The 16,873-nt window shown below is 33.6% G+C and carries 23 protein-coding genes; 8 read left to right on the top strand and 15 right to left on the bottom strand.

Annotation, left to right across the window (positions count from 1 at the left end; all coding sequences use genetic code 11):
• Positions 1-54: 54 nt before the first annotated feature.
• The 4 genes from NAT50_RS03485 (at position 55) to NAT50_RS03470 (ending at position 3,618) form a co-directional block, all read left to right on the top strand.
• The gene (locus tag NAT50_RS03485; protein WP_250591548.1) at positions 55-603 is read left to right on the top strand and encodes a hypothetical protein; all 549 of its coding nucleotides are present in this window, start codon (positions 55-57) and stop codon (positions 601-603) included.
• A gap of 107 nt (positions 604-710) precedes the next feature.
• Entirely contained in the window at positions 711-1,451 is a 741-nt protein-coding gene (gene truA / locus NAT50_RS03480) for a tRNA pseudouridine(38-40) synthase TruA (protein ID WP_250591546.1), read from the top strand.
• Position 1,452: 1 nt separating this feature from the next.
• Positions 1,453-3,216 (top strand): ABC transporter ATP-binding protein, encoded by a 1,764-nt coding sequence (locus NAT50_RS03475; RefSeq protein ID WP_250591544.1) that lies wholly within the window; start codon positions 1,453-1,455, stop codon positions 3,214-3,216.
• Positions 3,217-3,219: 3 nt separating this feature from the next.
• Positions 3,220-3,618 (top strand): acyl-CoA thioesterase, encoded by a 399-nt coding sequence (locus NAT50_RS03470; RefSeq protein WP_250591542.1) that lies wholly within the window; start codon positions 3,220-3,222, stop codon positions 3,616-3,618.
• An 89-nt stretch (positions 3,619-3,707) separates the two neighbouring features.
• On the opposite strand, the gene folP is transcribed toward NAT50_RS03470, so the two are convergent.
• Positions 3,708-4,526, bottom strand: coding sequence for a dihydropteroate synthase (gene folP, locus NAT50_RS03465; protein WP_250591540.1), 819 nt, complete (start codon positions 4,524-4,526; stop codon positions 3,708-3,710).
• Between the two features lie 95 nt (positions 4,527-4,621).
• On the opposite strand from folP, the gene NAT50_RS03460 reads away from it, so the two are divergent.
• From NAT50_RS03460 to tpiA, 4 genes are read left to right on the top strand one after another with little or no spacing between them, the layout of a single operon-like run.
• Entirely contained in the window at positions 4,622-5,164 is a 543-nt protein-coding gene (locus tag NAT50_RS03460; RefSeq protein WP_250591538.1) for a DUF1599 domain-containing protein, read from the top strand.
• Positions 5,165-5,194: 30 nt separating this feature from the next.
• Positions 5,195-6,292, top strand: a complete 1,098-nt coding sequence (locus NAT50_RS03455; RefSeq protein ID WP_250591537.1) for a BT_3928 family protein — start codon at positions 5,195-5,197, stop codon at positions 6,290-6,292.
• 6 nt (positions 6,293-6,298) lie between these two features.
• Positions 6,299-6,796: a TlpA family protein disulfide reductase gene (locus NAT50_RS03450; protein ID WP_250591535.1), complete on the top strand. Its 498-nt coding sequence runs from the start codon at positions 6,299-6,301 to the stop codon at positions 6,794-6,796.
• Positions 6,797-7,549, top strand: a complete 753-nt coding sequence (gene tpiA, locus NAT50_RS03445) for a triose-phosphate isomerase (protein ID WP_250591533.1) — start codon at positions 6,797-6,799, stop codon at positions 7,547-7,549.
• A 263-nt stretch (positions 7,550-7,812) separates the two neighbouring features.
• Here tpiA and ftsY read toward each other — a convergent pair whose 3' ends face one another.
• The 14 genes from ftsY to NAT50_RS03375 form a co-directional block, all read right to left on the bottom strand.
• Entirely contained in the window at positions 7,813-8,766 is a 954-nt protein-coding gene (gene ftsY, locus NAT50_RS03440) for a signal recognition particle-docking protein FtsY (RefSeq protein WP_250591531.1), read from the bottom strand.
• Positions 8,767-8,976: 210 nt separating this feature from the next.
• Positions 8,977-9,129, bottom strand: coding sequence for a DUF4295 domain-containing protein (locus NAT50_RS03435; protein ID WP_014166478.1), 153 nt, complete (start codon positions 9,127-9,129; stop codon positions 8,977-8,979).
• Between the two features lie 10 nt (positions 9,130-9,139).
• Positions 9,140-9,322 carry a 50S ribosomal protein L33 gene (rpmG, locus tag NAT50_RS03430; RefSeq protein WP_008253902.1) on the bottom strand — a complete coding sequence of 61 codons (183 nt, stop codon included), beginning with the start codon at positions 9,320-9,322 and terminating at the stop codon, positions 9,140-9,142.
• 27 nt (positions 9,323-9,349) lie between these two features.
• Complete coding sequence (rpmB, locus tag NAT50_RS03425) at positions 9,350-9,586, bottom strand: 50S ribosomal protein L28 (protein WP_250591529.1); 237 nt, start codon at positions 9,584-9,586, stop codon at positions 9,350-9,352.
• 68 nt (positions 9,587-9,654) lie between these two features.
• Complete coding sequence (locus NAT50_RS03420) at positions 9,655-10,911, bottom strand: CinA family nicotinamide mononucleotide deamidase-related protein (RefSeq protein ID WP_250591527.1); 1,257 nt, start codon at positions 10,909-10,911, stop codon at positions 9,655-9,657.
• 34 nt (positions 10,912-10,945) lie between these two features.
• Positions 10,946-11,290 (bottom strand): Hpt domain-containing protein, encoded by a 345-nt coding sequence (locus tag NAT50_RS03415; RefSeq protein WP_250591525.1) that lies wholly within the window; start codon positions 11,288-11,290, stop codon positions 10,946-10,948.
• Positions 11,290-11,901 carry a fumarylacetoacetate hydrolase family protein gene (locus NAT50_RS03410; RefSeq protein WP_250591523.1) on the bottom strand — a complete coding sequence of 204 codons (612 nt, stop codon included), beginning with the start codon at positions 11,899-11,901 and terminating at the stop codon, positions 11,290-11,292. The genes NAT50_RS03415 and NAT50_RS03410 overlap by 1 nt, the downstream gene beginning before the upstream one ends.
• Positions 11,902-11,977: 76 nt before the next feature.
• Positions 11,978-12,751: a 3'-5' exonuclease gene (locus NAT50_RS03405; protein WP_250591521.1), complete on the bottom strand. Its 774-nt coding sequence runs from the start codon at positions 12,749-12,751 to the stop codon at positions 11,978-11,980.
• A 44-nt stretch (positions 12,752-12,795) separates the two neighbouring features.
• On the bottom strand, positions 12,796-13,353 hold the full coding sequence (locus tag NAT50_RS03400; protein WP_250591519.1) for a hypothetical protein: 558 nt from the start codon (positions 13,351-13,353) through the stop codon (positions 12,796-12,798).
• Positions 13,350-14,270: an ADP-ribosylglycohydrolase family protein gene (locus NAT50_RS03395; RefSeq protein ID WP_250591517.1), complete on the bottom strand. Its 921-nt coding sequence runs from the start codon at positions 14,268-14,270 to the stop codon at positions 13,350-13,352. The genes NAT50_RS03400 and NAT50_RS03395 overlap by 4 nt, the downstream gene beginning before the upstream one ends.
• Positions 14,263-14,544 carry a hypothetical protein gene (locus NAT50_RS03390; protein ID WP_250591515.1) on the bottom strand — a complete coding sequence of 94 codons (282 nt, stop codon included), beginning with the start codon at positions 14,542-14,544 and terminating at the stop codon, positions 14,263-14,265. The genes NAT50_RS03395 and NAT50_RS03390 overlap by 8 nt, the downstream gene beginning before the upstream one ends.
• Positions 14,545-14,554: 10 nt before the next feature.
• Positions 14,555-15,337 (bottom strand): hypothetical protein, encoded by a 783-nt coding sequence (locus NAT50_RS03385; RefSeq protein ID WP_250591513.1) that lies wholly within the window; start codon positions 15,335-15,337, stop codon positions 14,555-14,557.
• A 28-nt stretch (positions 15,338-15,365) separates the two neighbouring features.
• Entirely contained in the window at positions 15,366-15,797 is a 432-nt protein-coding gene (locus tag NAT50_RS03380; RefSeq protein ID WP_250591511.1) for a hypothetical protein, read from the bottom strand.
• Positions 15,798-15,801: 4 nt separating this feature from the next.
• Positions 15,802-16,596: a hypothetical protein gene (locus NAT50_RS03375; protein WP_250591509.1), complete on the bottom strand. Its 795-nt coding sequence runs from the start codon at positions 16,594-16,596 to the stop codon at positions 15,802-15,804.
• Positions 16,597-16,873: the final 277 nt, after the last annotated feature.

Below are 16,873 nucleotides of genomic sequence, written 5' to 3'. Positions count from 1 at the left end.
TGGATTATCGTTTAAATCAACAGACTATTATCCATAACTTAAAAACCATACACGATGAAAAAGTTACAATTTATATTCGGAGCATTTTTAGTTTTATTTTCTCTGGAATCTAATGCGCAAGTTTCTATAAGTTTGAATATTGGTTCTCGACCAACTTGGCACGATCATTACCATGAAGAACGAGTGCAATACGTTTATTTACCGGAAATCGAATGTTATTACGATACCTACGATGCTGTATATGTTTACTATGGTCCAAACGGTTGGATACGCTCACGTTACTTACCAGAATACTGCCATGGATACGATATCAACCGAGGACATAGAGTAGTGATTAATTATAGAGGAAATTCTCCTTGGGTAAATTTTGATTATCACCGCAGACACTATTGGAGAGATAACTACAGAAACTATCGTCACGAATACTACGGTCCTAACTACAACAGAAGAACCAATTATGTAGTGGTTAAGGAAAGACGCTACGATAACGACGACCACTATTATTATCGCAATAACGATAGAGGTTATTATAAAAAACAAAACGACAGAAACGAAAATCATGGTCGCGGAAACGGACATGGTCACGGACACGGAAGACGTTAATCAATATCATCTAATCACAAAAAGACTCAAAGAACTATCGTTTGCTGAGTCTTTTTTTAATTTATAACCCATAGAATTCTTCTATCTTTGCAAAAAAGATTTTTGGTTTGAGATACTTTATCGAATTTGCTTATAACGGAACACATTATCATGGTTGGCAATACCAACCCAATGCTATTTCTGTACAAGAAACTTTAAACAAAATTTTTTCCACACTATTACAGCAAGAAATCGATATTGTTGGGGCAGGACGTACCGATAGCGGTGTTCATGCTTCCTTGATGTATGGTCATTTTGATACCGATAAAGAAATCGATAAAGACAAATTAATCTACAAGGCCAATTCTTTTTTACCCAAAGATATTATTGTATACGATATTATTCCCGTACACGAAGAAGCTCATGCTCGTTTTGATGCTACTTCGAGAACTTACCATTATTTTATATCGACTAAAAAAGATATTTTTGGTAATGAGACATCGTGGTATAATCAATTACCACTAGATCTTGAAGCCATGAATGAAGCAGCTCAGTTATTGCTTAATTTTACAGATTTTCAGTGTTTTTCTAAGTCTAACACAGATGTGTTTACCTATAATTGTAAAATTACCGAAGCTTACTGGAGAAAAGAAAATAACAAACTGATCTTTACTATTACTGCTGATCGTTTTCTCAGAAACATGGTGCGAGCCATTGTTGGCACATTAGTAAATATTGGGTTACATAAGATTACGAAGGAAGATTTTATAAAAATCATAGAAAGTAAAGACCGTAAACAAGCGGGCTTTTCTGTTCCAGCTCAAGGATTGTTCTTAACAAATATTACGTATCCGTATATCAACAAATAGCATGAAAGCATTTGATTCGAAACTTTTTAAAAGAATTTTAGTATACACCAAACCTTATCAATGGCGTTACAATAGCGTAATTGTATGGGCCATTTTATTATCGTTATTTGCCGCATTGCGCCCGTATTTACTAAAATATAATGTTGATCATTACATTCAAACCAAAGACGAAACAGGATTATTGCTCTTTATCGGACTCATCGCTTTAACATTATTCTTAGAAGTGCTAGCACAATTCTATTTTGTGTATTGGGCCAATTGGTTAGGACAAGACATCATTAAGGACATTCGAATTAAACTATTCAATCACTTGTCTACTTTCAGAATGAGTTATTACGACAACGAGCCCGTTGGAAAATTGGTAACTCGAGCCGTTTCAGATATTGAAGCCATAGCCCGAATTTTCAGTCAAGGACTATTCATGATCGTGAGTGACCTGCTTAAAATGATTGTTGTGTTAGGTTTTATGCTCTACATGAACTGGAAGCTTACTTTAATTGTAATAGCAGCCATGCCTATTTTAATCTATGCTACCAGAGTTTTCCAAATTAAAATGAAAGTTGCATTTGAAGAGGTTCGTGCTCAAATTGCCAACATGAACACTTTCGTACAAGAGCGTGTTTCAGGAATGAAAATAGTACAGCTTTTCACTCGTGAAGATATTGAATATGAAAATTTTAAAGCCATTAACCAATTGCACAAAAAAGCTTGGATTAAAAACGTTTGGTACAACTCCATTTTCTTTCCAATTGCTGATATCGTTTCGGCTTTAACACTGAGTTTGATCATTTGGTATGGTGGATTAAACATTTTAAACAACGATGGAATCACCAGTTTTGGAGACCTTTTCGCCTACACGATGTATATCTCTATATTTTTCACTCCTCTACGTCAAATTGCGGATAAATTCAATGAGATGCAAATGGGAATGATCGCTGCCAATCGTGTGTTTGAAGTATTAGACAATCATCAACCTATTGAAGATTCCGGCTCTCTAGAAGCACCTCATTTTGAAGGTAATATCGAATTTAAAGAAGTTGTATTTGGTTATAAAAAAGACGAAGACGTTCTAAAAAAAATCAACCTTTCTATAAAAAAGGCCGAAACTATAGCCATTGTTGGAGCAACGGGCGCGGGAAAATCGACCATCATTAATTTGTTGAATCGTTTTTATGAAATCAAATCAGGAACCATCTCTATTGATGGACACAACATAAAAGAATATACTTTAGAAAGTCTTCGCAAACAAATTGCTGTAGTATTGCAAGATGTTTTCTTGTTTGCCGATACAATACACAACAATATTACTTTAAACAATCCGAAAATTTCCAGAGAAGAGGTAATTAAAGCGGCTAAAGAAATTGGTGCGCATGATTTCATTATGAGATTACCCGACAATTACGATTATGATGTTAAAGAACGAGGCAGCATGCTCTCTTCCGGACAAAGACAGTTGATTGCTTTCTTAAGAGCTTATGTGAGCAATCCGAGTATTCTTATTTTAGACGAAGCGACCTCTTCTATCGATGCCTATTTAGAAGAATTAATTCAAAAAGCAACAAATACGCTTACCAAAAATAGAACTTCAATTGTCATTGCCCATCGTTTAGCGACAGTAATCAATGCTAATAGAATAGTAGTTTTAGACAAAGGTATAGTGGTAGAAGAAGGCAGTCACAAAGAACTGTTACAAAAAGAAAACGGCTATTACAAAAAATTATACGAAGCGCAATTTTTAAACCGCGAAGAAAACACTAATGCTTAACCCATGGAACTTTTTTCAATTGAATTAGCGGTAAGAGATTACGAATTAGACGTACAAGGAATTGTAAATAATTCGGTGTATCAAAATTATTTAGAACACGCCCGACACGAATTCTTACACCATCATGGTATCGATTTTGTAGCATTCTCTCAAAACAATATCCTTTTAGTAGTGAAAAGCATTGAGATGAATTTTAAAAACTCATTAGTCAGTCGTGATCGATTTAAAATTGAAGTTTCTGCAGAAAAAGAAGGTCATTTGAGAGTTATTTTCCATCAGAATATTATTCGAATATCTGACAACAAAACTATCTTATCGGCTAAAGTGACTGGTGTAGCTTTAAAAAATGGCAAATTAGTAGCTCCCGATTCTATACCGGAAATTGCATCCTTACTGCAATAACCAATCTTTAAGATTATTGCTTCATTTCCATCAAATAATTACCAAAACGATGGAATTTAAAATAATCTTAAATTGCTGCGGTCAACTATTTATAGTTTCTCAAACAATTTCACACATTCCACCGCTTCTTTAACATCATGCACTCTCAGAATTTGAGCTCCTTTGGTTAAGGCAATCGCATTTAAAAAAGTGGTACCGTTGAGAGCTTCGGCAGCGGTCACTTCTAAAGTTTTATAAATCATTGATTTTCTTGAAATACCAATCAAAAGCGGCAATTCGAAGATGTTGAATAATTCCAACTGACGCATCAACTCAAAATTTTGTTCGGTTGTTTTTGCAAAACCAAAACCTGGGTCTAAAATCAAATCATTGATCCCTAAACTTCGGGCATGTGCAATTTTTTCTGAGAAATAGTAACAAATTTCTTTCAACAAATCGTCATACTGAGTCAAGTTTTGCATGGTTTGCGGAGTCCCTCGCATGTGCATCATAATATAAGGTACCTGTAAGCGAGCAATTGTGTCAAACATGGCTTCGTCTAAACTGCCGGCAGAAACATCATTTATAATTGCTGCTCCATGCGCTACACTTTCTTGGGCCACTTTTGCATAAAACGTATCTATGGAAAGTATTGCTTCTGGGAAATTTTTCAAAATCAAATCCACCGCAGGAATCACTCGTTTCAATTCTTCTTCTGCAGAAATCAAAGTCGATGTCGGCTTTGTTGTTTGACCTCCCACATCTATAAATGTAGCCCCATCGGTGAGCATTTTTTCGACTTGACTCAAAAGCATCTTTTCAGAAACATGCCTGCCTCCATCGTAGAAAGAATCAGGGGTTACGTTTAAAATTCCCATTACCTTTGGGATAGATAAATCGATCAGGTTTCCGTTGCAATTAATGGTCATAGGTAAATAATAGATGTTCAAAAATCGTTAATATTCCTAATTCAATCCAAAAAAAGTCCTATTTTTGGACAAACTTGATACAAATATACTATCTAATGCATAATACCTCACAACAATACGATGCAATCATATCGATTTGTCGCGATTTATTTACTAAAAAACTAAAAGATTACGGAAGTGCATGGCGCATATTGCGATTGCCTTCTCTCACCGATCAAATTTTTATTAAAGCCCAAAGAATTCGCTCTTTGCAAGAAAAAGAGGTACGAAAAGTAGACGAAGGTGAAGCTTCTGAATTTGTTGGGATTATCAATTACGCTATCATGGCTTTAATTCAGTTAGACAAAGGTGTTGTAGATCAACCGGATTTAAATGTCACTGATGCTGTGGCCTTGTATGATGAAAAAATTAAAATCACCAAAGAATTAATGGAAGCTAAAAATCACGATTACGGTGAAGCTTGGCGTGAAATGCGTGTGAGTTCGTTAACCGATTTAATTTTACAAAAATTACTTCGTGTAAAACAAATCGAAGACAACAAAGGCAAGACTTTGGTATCAGAAGGCATTGACGCAAACTATCAGGATATGATTAATTATGCTGTTTTTGCTCTTATTTTAATGGACTATAAAAAGTAATTTTCAAATTTTAACAAAAGTAATTTCAATATGAAATACATTGTACATTTTTCACGTTTGTTTGTTGGTCTTTTATTTATCATTTCGGGTTTCATCAAACTAAATGACCCTGTAGGATTTTCGTATAAATTAGATGAATACTTTGGAGAAACTGTTTTCAATTTACCGGCATTACTTCCTTATACCTTAGGATTAGCGCTTTTCGTAGTTATCCTTGAGATGGTATTAGGCGTTATGCTTTTAGTGGGATACCAAACTAAATTTACACTTTGGAGCTTACTGGCTTTAATTTTATTCTTTACATTTTTAACGTTCTATTCTGCCTACTTCAATGTAGTAAAAGATTGTGGTTGTTTTGGAGATGCCTTAAAACTAACTCCATGGGAATCGTTCACTAAAGATGTTGTATTACTGGTTTTCATACTTATTTTATTCTTTAACAAGCAATACATCACAACCTTATTCAATAACAAATTTGCTTCAGCAGTTTCTGTTCTTAGTCTTGTAGCGAGTTGTTATATTGGTTATCATGTTTTACATCATTTACCATTGATTGATTTTAGAGCCTTTGCCATTGGAAAAAACATTCAAAAAGGAATGGAAATCCCAGAAGGAGCTCCAAAATCTGAGTATGAAATGAAATTCATTTATGAAGTAAACGGAATACAAAAAGAATTTTCAGACAAGGAGTTGATGAACATACCTCCTACAGCGAAATTCATTGACCGTGTGGATAAATTAATCAAAGAAGGATATGTGCCTCCTATTCATGATTTCAGTTTGGAAAAAGACGGAAGCGATTACAAAGAAGAAATTCTTAACGAAGAAAAAGTCATTTTTTTCACTCTTTATGCTTTAGAAAAATCTGCTCCTGAAGGCTTAAAACTTTTAGAAAATTTTTATCAAAAAGCCAAAGCTAAAGGTTATCACACTATTGCGGTAACAGGTTCTGATGCTGCTTCAGTTGAAAAAATAAAACAACAATACGGATTTACCTTCGACTTCTATTTTTGTGATCCTACTACTATCAAAACTATTGAACGAGCCAATCCAAGTATAGTAGTTTTACAAAAAGGAACCATCATGCAAAAAGCACATTACAACGATATTGAAAACATTAAACTATAATAAACCATGAAAAAAATATTTAGCCTATTATCATTATTATTTCTGAGTATTTCTTGCTCTCAAGCCCAAAAAACCGAATTTACTCCAGAAGCTTTGTCCTCTAAATTAAAAGATGTTAAAGGACAGGAAATTTCGTTTCAAGAAATCATCAGCAAACACAAAGGCAAAACCATTGTGATAGAAGCATGGGCGTCTTGGTGCAGTGATTGTGTAAAAAATATGCCTAAACTAAAAGAATTACAAGCACAACATTCAGAAGTGGCTTATGTTTTTTTATCAGCCGATAAAACTAATGAAGCTTGGTTAAAAGGAATCGAAAAACATGCCTTGGTTGGTGACCACTATTTAATGGAAGGCGGTATGAAAGGAAGTTTTGGACAATCGATTGACTTAAATTGGATTCCTAGATATATTATTCTTGACAAAACCGGTAAAATTGCTTTATACAGAGCTATAGAAACTGATTTTGATAAAATTAACGAGACCATAAAAAACATACAGTAAATGAGACAGAAAATTGTTGCCGGCAACTGGAAAATGAATAAAAACGCCGAACAAACGGAAGACCTGATTAACGAATTAATCCAGAAATTACCTGCTGAAACAGAAAGCAGAGTGATTATTGCTCCTACTTTTGTCAATTTAGCCTCGGCGGTAGACCATACTGAATTTACACCTATTGAAGTAGCTGCACAAAATATGCATCAGGCAGAAGGAGGAGCGTTTACGGGAGAAATTTCGGCTGACATGCTTAAAAATATTGGTGTCAATACCGTTATTCTTGGTCATTCTGAGCGCCGTGCTTATTTTCACGAAACAGATGCTTTATTAGCCAATAAAGTTGATACCGCTTTAAAACACGAGATGGAGATAATTTTTTGTTTTGGTGAAGAGCTTAAAGACCGTCAAAACAAACAACACTTCAATGTGGTAGAATACCAATTAAAAGACGCTTTGTTCCATTTACCGGAAACAGCCTGGAAAAACATTATCCTAGCCTATGAACCAGTATGGGCCATCGGAACTGGAGAAACGGCTTCACCGGAACAAGCACAAGAAATGCATAAATTCATCAGAGAAACGATTTTAGAACGTTACGGAAATGACGTCGCCGAAAATGTGTCTATCTTATATGGAGGTAGTGTAAAACCTGAAAATGCTAAAGAAATTTTCTCGCAACCTGATGTTGACGGAGGACTAATTGGAGGAGCAGCACTGAAAGCGGATAATTTTGTAGCAATCGTTCAAAGTATCTAAAAATATTTCAATAGTATTTGAAAAACGAAAAACCGGCATAAGCCGGTTTTTTTGTATGAATATTATATATAACTATTTATTTTTTTCCTTTTTAAGATACTTAGTCAAAGCCAAAATATACATAAATAAAGAGGCTAATAAAGATCCCATTTCAAAACCCAAGTTATCCTTTGTTGTTCTGGCTAACAGTAAAAATACCGTACCAAAAAGGAATAAATGCATTGGTTTTAGATTTTTATAAAACTGAATGAACTTTTCCATAATTACTTAAAGAATGAATCTACGAATTCGTATTTATTAAACACTTGAAGATCGTCTATACCTTCTCCTACTCCTATATATTTAACCGGAATCTGAAACTGATCAGAAATACCTATAACAACTCCTCCTTTTGCTGTACCGTCTAATTTAGTTACTGCCAAACAAGTTACATCGGTAGCCGCTGTAAATTCTTTTGCTTGTTCAAAAGCATTTTGTCCAGTAGAACCATCTAATACTAATAATACGTCATGTGGTGCATCTTCCACCACTTTTTGCATTACACGTTTTACTTTGGTCAATTCGTTCATAAGACCTACTTTATTGTGCAAACGACCTGCGGTATCAATAATCACCACATCCGCATTTTGGGAAACTGCGCTTTGCAAAGTATCAAAAGCAACAGAAGCAGGATCGCTACCCATTTGTTGTTTTACAATAGGTACTCCTACTCTATCAGCCCAAATCTGCAATTGGTCTATGGCTGCAGCACGAAAAGTATCAGCAGCTCCTAACACCACTTTGTAGCCTGCTTTTTTGAATTGGTTGGCTAACTTTCCTATCGTGGTTGTTTTTCCTACCCCATTTACTCCTACGACCATAATCACATAGGGTTTCTTGTTGTTGGGTACTACAAATTCTGTTTCTTCTCCTGAATTTGTTTCGGATAAAAGTCCCGCAATTTCTTCTCTTAAGATGGTATTTAACTCTTCCGTTCCTAGATATTTATCTTTAGCAACGCGCTCTTCGATACGTTCGATGACTTTTAAGGTAGTGTTTACACCTACATCAGAGGTTACTAAAACTTCTTCTAAATTATCTAATACTTCGTCGTCTACTTTTGATTTTCCGGCAACGGCTTTGGTTAATTTAGATAAAAATGAAGTGCTGGATTTTTCTAACCCTTTGTCTAGCGTTTCTTTTTTATCTGAAGAAAAAAGTCTTTTGAAAAAGCTCATAATTTTATATGACTTGAGTTGTTATGGTTTTGTTTAAAAGAAGCCTTCGGATTGGACATAGCCCTGATGGAAGCGAGCTACCATGTAGCGCGGACAGCAGGAATAACATAAAAAAAACACCTTACGATGGGCTCCTAAAATTTACAGCAAATATAAAATAAAAAAGCTACTTCCCAATGAAAGTAGCTTAGTTATATTGAATGGATAAAATTATTTCTTTTTTAGAAATTCATCTACTTCTTCTGGAGACATGATTGCCTCAACGAAAGTATAAGCACCAGTTTTTGGCGATTTCACCATTTTAATAGCTTTCGATAATCTTTTTGAAGCTGTTTGTAACGTTGCAACGGTTTTCTTTGCCATGACTTACTAATTATTTAATTTCTTTATGAACTGTTACTCTTTTTAAGATAGGATTAAATTTTTTAATCTCTAATCTATCTGGAGTATTCTTTTTGTTTTTAGTAGTAATGTAACGAGAAGTTCCAGGCACACCTGAAGTTTTGTGTTCTGTACATTCTAAAATAACTTGGATTCTATTACCTTTCTTTGCCATCTTGCTATATATTTATTAAGGAACAGATTATTTAATAAATCCGTCTGCTTGTGCTTTTTTCAAAACAGCAGAAATTCCGTTCTTGTTAATCGTTTTAATTGTAGAAGCTGCTACTCTTAAAGTAACCCATCTATCTTCTTCAGGAAGGTAAAAACGTTTTTTAACCAAGTTTACAGAGAATTTTCTCTTAGTCTTGTTCATAGCGTGAGAAACGTTATTTCCTACCATCGCTCTTTTTCCTGTAAGGTCACAAACTCTTGACATTATGCTTATCTTTTATCGTTATTCAAAATCAGGGTGCAAAGTAACAAAAAATAAACCTTATGTCCAAACTATTTTTCGTAGTTTTTTAAAATTTCTTTATAAATTAGTTCCAAGCCTTTGTTTACAGCTCTATCGACTACTTTTTCTCTGGGTTGACCAAAGTTAAATTCTTCTGCATATACTTTTTTTGGAGTAGCAATTCCTATAAAAACAGTTCCTACTTCTGCCTCCGCCTCTCCTTTAGAAGGCCCTGCATTTCCGGTAGTAGCAATTACAAAATCCGCTTTCAGGAGTTGTTGCACTTTTTGTGCCATTTCGCGGGCAACTTCGGCACTAACCACGGAATGTTGTTGAATTGTTTCGGATGGAATTCCTAAAACAGTTTCTTTAATTTCTGTTGCATAGCTAACAATACTTCCTTTAAAATAAGCCGAAGCTCCTGGAACAGCTGTTAAAACTGTGGCTATTTTTCCTCCGGTGCAACTTTCTGCAGTAGCGATTGTTAATTGATGAGAAGTCAACAATTTACCGAGCATTACCTCTAGAGGTTCTCCTTCATCAAGACCAACCAAACAATCTTCAATTTGCGGTTTTAACAAAGCGATCTGCTCTGTTAATGCCTGCTGCAGCACTTCTTCACTGGTTCCTCTGGCAGACAATCGCAAACGGACTCTACCCGGGCTTGGCAAATACGCTAATTTGATGAATTCCGGCAAATTATCTTCCCATTCTTCGATACGTTCTGCTAAAAGACTTTCCCCTACTCCGTAAGTTAATAATGTTTTATGGATAATATATGGTCGCTTGTATTTGGCAATAAGTCTAGGAATTACTTCATTCTCGATAATGTACTTCATTTCGTATGGCACACCCGGCAAAGAAATAAAAACAGTATTTTCTTTTTCCATCCACATTCCCGGGGCCGTTCCTACTTTATTAAACAAAACCTCACAACGAGAAGGAACCAAAGCTTGTTCTCTGTTTAATGCTGAAATAGGTCTTTTGAAATTGGTTTCTATTAATTGTGTAACATGAGTCAAGACTTCGTCATTAGAAACCAATGTATCGTTTGTATACTCACAAAGTGTTTTCTTGGTAATATCATCTTTAGTAGGACCTAATCCTCCAGTGATAATAACCACTTCAACCTTGTTTTGTAACGAAGAAAGTGTATTTAAGATGTGGTGCTTATCATCTGAAATGGATAACATCTCATGTACTCCAATTCCAATTTTATCAAGTGCTTTGGCTAAATATCCTGAATTCGTATCGATAATCTGACCAATCAATATTTCATCACCAATAGTTACTATGGCTGCTTTCATTTTTTTGTAGATTTAAATTTGGGGAGCGGTAAAATTATAAGTTAAAATCTTTCTTTACTTCTTCTAAAGCCAGATCTATTCTGTTTTTAAGGCTTTTATATACTTCCTTAATTTCTTTTTTCTTACCCTGATCTTTAGTCCATTGTTCTATTTGAAGAATTTCTTCTTTCGCGGCATCCATACCCAACAGATCTAAAGTAGGCTTTGTTTTGTGCGCAAAACTGTACGTTCGGGCATAGTCTTTTTCTTTAATCCCTTCTTTCATCTCCTTGATGTCGTTGGGAACCTCATCTACAAATAAGTTCACAATTTGAAGGACAAAATCTTTGTCATCGTCTGAAATTGCATAAACCTTTGCTAAATTGTAGTGTATCGCCATTATTTTACTTGTATCTTAAACAATTGTTTGTTTTCAATAAAACCTTCCAAAACATCTTCCGGTTTTACCTTTGCTACACCAGCCGGAGTACCTGTAAAAATAATATCTCCTGTCTTAAGCGTAAAAAACTGCGAAACATAGGCTATAATTTCGTCTATTTTCCACAGCATTTGATTGGTATTTCCTTGTTGTACCAATTGACCGTTATTTCTTAATTCAAAGTTAATATTTTCCAAAGAACTAAAATCATTTTTCGATAAAAAGTCACCTATTACCGCTGAACCGTCAAATGCTTTGGCAATTTCCCAAGGCAGTCCCTTTTCCTTTAGTTTAGATTGCAGATCACGCGCGGTAAAATCGATTCCTAAGCCAATTTCGTCATAGTATTTATGAGCGAATTTAGCATCGATATATTTCCCTACTTTATTGATCTTCACCAATATTTCAACCTCATGATGCACATCATTACTAAATTCCGGAAGTACAAAAGGAAATTGTTTCGGCAAAATAGCCGTATCGGGTTTCATAAAAATCACCGGTTCTTTGGGACGCTCATTATTTAGTTCCGATATATGGTCGACATAATTACGACCAATACAGATTATTTTCATTTTTATGTATTGATTAGTCAATTTATTCGAAAGTAACTCAGTCCAAAACAAGTCAAAACTACTTTCTAATGATCTTTTACAGTTTCGTATTCAACTTTCTTAATTTAATTGCAGTGAGCACTTTTTTGGTATATAAAGGGAAATCAGCATTTTGAATCCAACCGTAATATCCCGGTTCTTTATCCAATACCGATTCTACTGCAACCCCTTTGTGTTTACCAAAAGTGAAAATTTCTTGTCCTTTATCATCTAGGGCAATAAATCCGGCGAAATCGACAAACTTTTTACGAGTAGTAAACTCAGACAACACCTTGATATCATTTTCCAAATCCGGATACCTATCCAATTGCGCTTTTAGAATTTCATAAGTAGCCATGGTATCTGCTTCGGCACTGTGAGCGTTTTCTAAAGTTTGACCGCAATAAAATTTATAAGCAGCACTCAGCGTACGCTCTTCCATTTTATGAAAAATAGTCTGTACATCTACCGATACGCGGTTTTTCATATCAAAATCTACTTCTGCGCGCAATAATTCTTCTGCCAGTAACGGAATATCAAATCGATCCGAATTAAATCCTGCCAAATCCGAATCTTTAATCATATTGTACACATGCGGCGCCAATTCTTTGAAAGTTGGTTCATTGGCTACTTTCTCATTGGTGATTCCATGAACCGCTGTAGATTGAGGAGGAATGGGAATGGTGGGATTAACCAACCAGGTTTTACTTTCTTTATTTCCGTTGGGATATACCTTAAAAATTGCTATTTCTACAATTCGGTCTTTACCCACATCGATACCGGTGGTTTCCAAATCGAAAAAGCAGATAGGTCTGTTTAATTTTAATTCCATTCGTATGTTTGTAAGTAGCAAAGATAAAAAAACCCGACAGGTTTTTAAAATCTGTCAGGTTTTGTTTTAAATTCTTTGAAATAGATTTCTTCATCGTTTATATTTACTTCGGCATAAAATTTTTCTTTGACCTCTTCATTGCACCAGAAATAACTTGATATACCATCTTTACATTCGTTTACCCTATGCGCTCTAAGGTAATAAAAATGCATTATGTTGTTTTCTTCTTTAGTTATAATTTTGATTTGGGATGGCTCAATATCTAAGTCATTGAAGAAGTTCTCTTTCTGATATTTAAGCGCTGGAGCCAGGTATGATTTCTTTACATTTTCAACACCTTTTTTCTCGACTGTTTCTTTCTTTTCTGAACCCAGAAAAATGGGGTTGTCATAAAACAATCGTATTTGATATTTATAATTGAGATCTTTGGCTTTGTAACCGTTTTTGTATCTTAAATCGATAGAGCCACCTCCAAAATCAAGAATGTAAATTTTATCATCTTCAAACACAACGGTAGAATCTGCAATCGTTTTTGAAAATAAACTTGAACTGCTTAAAATCAATAGAGATAGAAAGCCTAAGCGGAAAAAATAAGTTCTCATAAGGATTTTGTTAAGTTAATAATATCGTCTTTTCTAGCTAACGTATTAATCCATTCTGCTGGAATTGTATCCATTCCATAAATTAAAGCAGCTAATCCACCTGTTACAGCTCCAGTTGTATCCGTATCGTGTCCTAAGTTTACTGATTTTAGAACAGCATCTTTATAATTATTGGTAGTTAGGATACACCAAATAGACGCTTCCAATGTATCGATAACGTAACCTGAACTCTTGATATTGTCTTCGTTCACTTTTGTAATGTCTTCGTTTAGCAAACGATGAAACTTATGGATTTCAATGGGATTAATTTTCCTTTGTTCAAAATACTGGGTTAGTTCCGATTGTAATTCATTATAGGCTTGAAATTTATCTTTTCCTTCAATAATTTTTTTAGCGAATTCCAAATAATAAAAGCAAGCCATAACAGAACGAACGTGTGCATGAGTAATCGAAGATATTTTTTTGGTCCAATCAAAACGTGTTTCAATATCTAGTTCTTTAATATGAAGTACCAAAGGTAAAATTCGCATCAATGAACCATTACCGTTGTCCCTTTCATCAAAACCGCCAGCTAATTCCGGTGTCATTCCGTTTTCTAAACGCTCTATGGCGATACGTGTTCCTATGCCAATATCGAATACCCAACCGTGCGGTGTCCAAAGATTATCATTTTTCCAAGCGATGAATTTTTGAGCTAGATTATTGCTATCTAAACCTTCCCTCATGCTTTCTGCTAAACACAACATCAAAGACGTATCATCTGACCAAGTTCCTTTTGGTTGTTCGTGTGTACCGTATTCACGCATATCGGTTACAGGATTTGCTTTTAAATAGCCTCGTGGTTGGAATTCCACTGGAACACCAAGTGAATCACCTATTGCAGTGCCGATGAGGATGGTTTGGAGATTTTTAGACATTAATTAAAAATTCAAAAGTATTGTTATTAGTAATTCTAATATAAAAAGTGTTTCCTATCCTAATGTTATTTTGTTGTAACCAATTACCAATTAAAACATTATTAATTCTATATCCTTTTGCAAAAACAAAATTTGAATGGCTAATATCATCACCTAAAACAATTATAACTTTTTCACTTACTTTTGGTAATAAATTAATTGGAACTTTACTAATGTTTATATTTCCTTTTAAGTGAGAATTTGTAGCTTTTTTTTCTAAAATAAAATCTTTCATGTAGAGTGAATTAAAAATTTAATGGATTTACACCACAACTTCTTAACCAATCATGGTTTAAATGTGAATACCCTTCTTTATTAATAAAAACATCATTTCCCAAATTATTCATTACCCAACAATGAGATATAGACCAAGCTCTTTCATTAAATGGAATTTGCAAATTTTTACCGAATCCATTACCTGTTGGTGTAAATATATGTCCAATTGAAACATCAGGTCTAATGCTTCTCCTAATCTTTTCAATCATTTCTAAAAATAACTCACCAGATTTGAAAGTGCAATAAACAAATTTAATCGATTGATTATTATTAATATAATTTATTATTTCTTCAACATTATCATCTAAAAAACCAAAGTTCATTAAGTCAAGTATTGAATTGTCTTTATAATCATGCCAACAATATCGATTATCATCTTTTTGTACAATTACACATTTTTGATTTTGGTTTACAATCGTTTGAATACCATCTTTTGTACCTTTAATTAAATCTGCAAAAACAATTTTTCCTTTTTTACAGATTTCAAAAATTTGATCTAATGATGGAACATTGTTATTTGTTGATCTTCTTTGAATTAAATGATTTTCATTATGGATGAATAAATTTGACATAATTGTCCACATATACATTCCTCTTCCATAAAAAAAATCAGAAGTATTCCATTCAAAACCATGATTAAAAGTACCCAAAAATAAAACTTCAGGTTCATACTTTTCAGTTTTCAAAATTGCATTTTCTGTCCAAAAACCGTTTTCCCAATTGTGATTCAAAAATTTGTGTTCTACTGGCATAATTTATAAAATTTAAAGTTACATTTTTTTAATCTTGTATTTGTTTATCATGTTTTACCCAAATATCCAATAGTTTTTGGTTGAAAGGTAAAATAATGGTGGTATTAAAATATTCCTTATATTCAAAGTTTGGTTTAAATGCATTTAAATAACTAATTGAACCTTCAAAAACCATGTAATCTTCATCATAAAAAAGACAAAAATCACAAAAACAATTCTCTTCTCTAAATTCGAAATTTTCATTTTTTTTAAAAAACAGATTGCTTGAAATCATTGAATACATAATTTCAGTTCCATCAAACATGACTTGTTTTACCAATAATTCTTCATTCAACTTATAATCTACATCCTTGATTCTGATGTTTTCAAATCTTTTTTCTTGAAAGTGTTTCATGTTTGAGCCTATATATCGATACATAGCTTTTGCAGAAAAAAAACTTGGTAGTTTATCAATTTTCATAATATTACTTTTGTTTGTTTAAAAATTCTTGTTCTTCTTTTGTTAAATTTTCAATACCTACTCGGTTAATTTTTTCCAATATACTATCTACAGTTAGTTTTGGTTTATCATCAAATTGAAAAGGAATGATTTGGTGCAGCAAACTTTCCAAATGGATGTTATAAAAGAAATGCTCGTAAGGTTCATTTTCTAAACGGAAACTATAGCCTAAAATGTATTTCTCAAGGATATAAATTTTGGTTAGTTTGACTTCATGTAAATATTGAGTTCTGGGATAGTATTTTTTGAACTCGTTATGAATGGCTTTGAACTTTTGATTCAGGGGTTGGAAAAACTCTCTCAAATTAAAACCCAGTTCTTCCACCTCTATACAAGTAACACAGGAAATGAAATCTGGAAAGTTCATTTCATAAAAATCGACCGTATATTTTTGAAAGGGTTTGATTTCGAAAGCTGTTTTTGATCTAGTTGTATCGGTATTAAAAATCCAATCGATAATTACAGAACGATAAGATTCGATTTCACTTAATTGGATGGGTTTACAATATTCAACAATATCATTGGTTAAATATTCCGGTATATCAATCAACGGATAATCCTCTTTACTAGTAGTACCGAATAAAAAGTCATTAATTATATAAATTAAATGAATAGTATTTTCCTCATCTTTTACTCGATAACGCAAGTAATCTTTGGTTGTTTCAGCCGTTATAAAATCAGAAGTAATGAACCAATGATTTAGATTTTCAATTGTAGCGTTTTGGAGGTCTAGAGCGATGATTTTATATTTGGAATACATATTTGTAAGAATTTTCAATAGTGGAACCAATTTAAATATATAACGAATAAAAATGTTAAAAAAAACATTAATTTAATTTTAACATTTTATATTTTAGATAATTACCAAAAAAATCAATACAAATACAACCTAGCCCTGATGGTAGAGAAAATCCTTTTTTAAACCTAACAGGTTTTTGAAACCTGTTAGGTTTAAAAAAGATTGAAACGGACAGCAGGAAAATGGAAACCAAAAAAGCCCAAGCCATTCGCTCCAAAAGAAAAAACCCGAGACTTTT

This window comes from Flavobacterium luminosum, assembly GCF_023635005.1.
In the GTDB taxonomy this organism is placed as follows: domain Bacteria; phylum Bacteroidota; class Bacteroidia; order Flavobacteriales; family Flavobacteriaceae; genus Flavobacterium; species Flavobacterium luminosum.
The sequence above is the reverse complement of the archived record's forward strand: the minus strand, read 5'-3'. Positions and strand labels throughout refer to the sequence as shown.

What these genes read in the sequence shown, in the direction of transcription:
- NAT50_RS03450 (WP_250591535.1), top strand. Translation starts at nt 6,299, where the DNA reads ATGAAAAAAATATTTAGCCTATTATCATTATTATTTCTGAGTATTTCT.
- tpiA (WP_250591533.1), top strand. Translation starts at nt 6,797, where the DNA reads ATGAGACAGAAAATTGTTGCCGGCAACTGGAAAATGAATAAAAACGCC.
- NAT50_RS03410 (WP_250591523.1), bottom strand. Translation starts at nt 11,901, where the DNA reads ATGAAAATAATCTGTATTGGTCGTAATTATGTCGACCATATATCGGAA.
- ftsY (WP_250591531.1), bottom strand. Translation starts at nt 8,766, where the DNA reads ATGAGCTTTTTCAAAAGACTTTTTTCTTCAGATAAAAAAGAAACGCTA.
- NAT50_RS03420 (WP_250591527.1), bottom strand. Translation starts at nt 10,911, where the DNA reads ATGAAAGCAGCCATAGTAACTATTGGTGATGAAATATTGATTGGTCAG.
- NAT50_RS03385 (WP_250591513.1), bottom strand. Translation starts at nt 15,337, where the DNA reads ATGCCAGTAGAACACAAATTTTTGAATCACAATTGGGAAAACGGTTTT.
- NAT50_RS03405 (WP_250591521.1), bottom strand. Translation starts at nt 12,751, where the DNA reads ATGGAATTAAAATTAAACAGACCTATCTGCTTTTTCGATTTGGAAACC.
- NAT50_RS03380 (WP_250591511.1), bottom strand. Translation starts at nt 15,797, where the DNA reads ATGAAAATTGATAAACTACCAAGTTTTTTTTCTGCAAAAGCTATGTAT.
- NAT50_RS03485 (WP_250591548.1), top strand. Translation starts at nt 55, where the DNA reads ATGAAAAAGTTACAATTTATATTCGGAGCATTTTTAGTTTTATTTTCT.
- NAT50_RS03415 (WP_250591525.1), bottom strand. Translation starts at nt 11,290, where the DNA reads ATGGCGATACACTACAATTTAGCAAAGGTTTATGCAATTTCAGACGAT.
- NAT50_RS03460 (WP_250591538.1), top strand. Translation starts at nt 4,622, where the DNA reads ATGCATAATACCTCACAACAATACGATGCAATCATATCGATTTGTCGC.
- NAT50_RS03475 (WP_250591544.1), top strand. Translation starts at nt 1,453, where the DNA reads ATGAAAGCATTTGATTCGAAACTTTTTAAAAGAATTTTAGTATACACC.
- NAT50_RS03395 (WP_250591517.1), bottom strand. Translation starts at nt 14,270, where the DNA reads ATGTCTAAAAATCTCCAAACCATCCTCATCGGCACTGCAATAGGTGAT.
- NAT50_RS03375 (WP_250591509.1), bottom strand. Translation starts at nt 16,596, where the DNA reads ATGTATTCCAAATATAAAATCATCGCTCTAGACCTCCAAAACGCTACA.
- rpmG (WP_008253902.1), bottom strand. Translation starts at nt 9,322, where the DNA reads ATGGCAAAGAAAGGTAATAGAATCCAAGTTATTTTAGAATGTACAGAA.
- NAT50_RS03390 (WP_250591515.1), bottom strand. Translation starts at nt 14,544, where the DNA reads ATGAAAGATTTTATTTTAGAAAAAAAAGCTACAAATTCTCACTTAAAA.
- NAT50_RS03455 (WP_250591537.1), top strand. Translation starts at nt 5,195, where the DNA reads ATGAAATACATTGTACATTTTTCACGTTTGTTTGTTGGTCTTTTATTT.
- NAT50_RS03400 (WP_250591519.1), bottom strand. Translation starts at nt 13,353, where the DNA reads ATGAGAACTTATTTTTTCCGCTTAGGCTTTCTATCTCTATTGATTTTA.
- rpmB (WP_250591529.1), bottom strand. Translation starts at nt 9,586, where the DNA reads ATGTCAAGAGTTTGTGACCTTACAGGAAAAAGAGCGATGGTAGGAAAT.
- NAT50_RS03435 (WP_014166478.1), bottom strand. Translation starts at nt 9,129, where the DNA reads ATGGCAAAGAAAACCGTTGCAACGTTACAAACAGCTTCAAAAAGATTA.
- NAT50_RS03470 (WP_250591542.1), top strand. Translation starts at nt 3,220, where the DNA reads ATGGAACTTTTTTCAATTGAATTAGCGGTAAGAGATTACGAATTAGAC.
- folP (WP_250591540.1), bottom strand. Translation starts at nt 4,526, where the DNA reads ATGACCATTAATTGCAACGGAAACCTGATCGATTTATCTATCCCAAAG.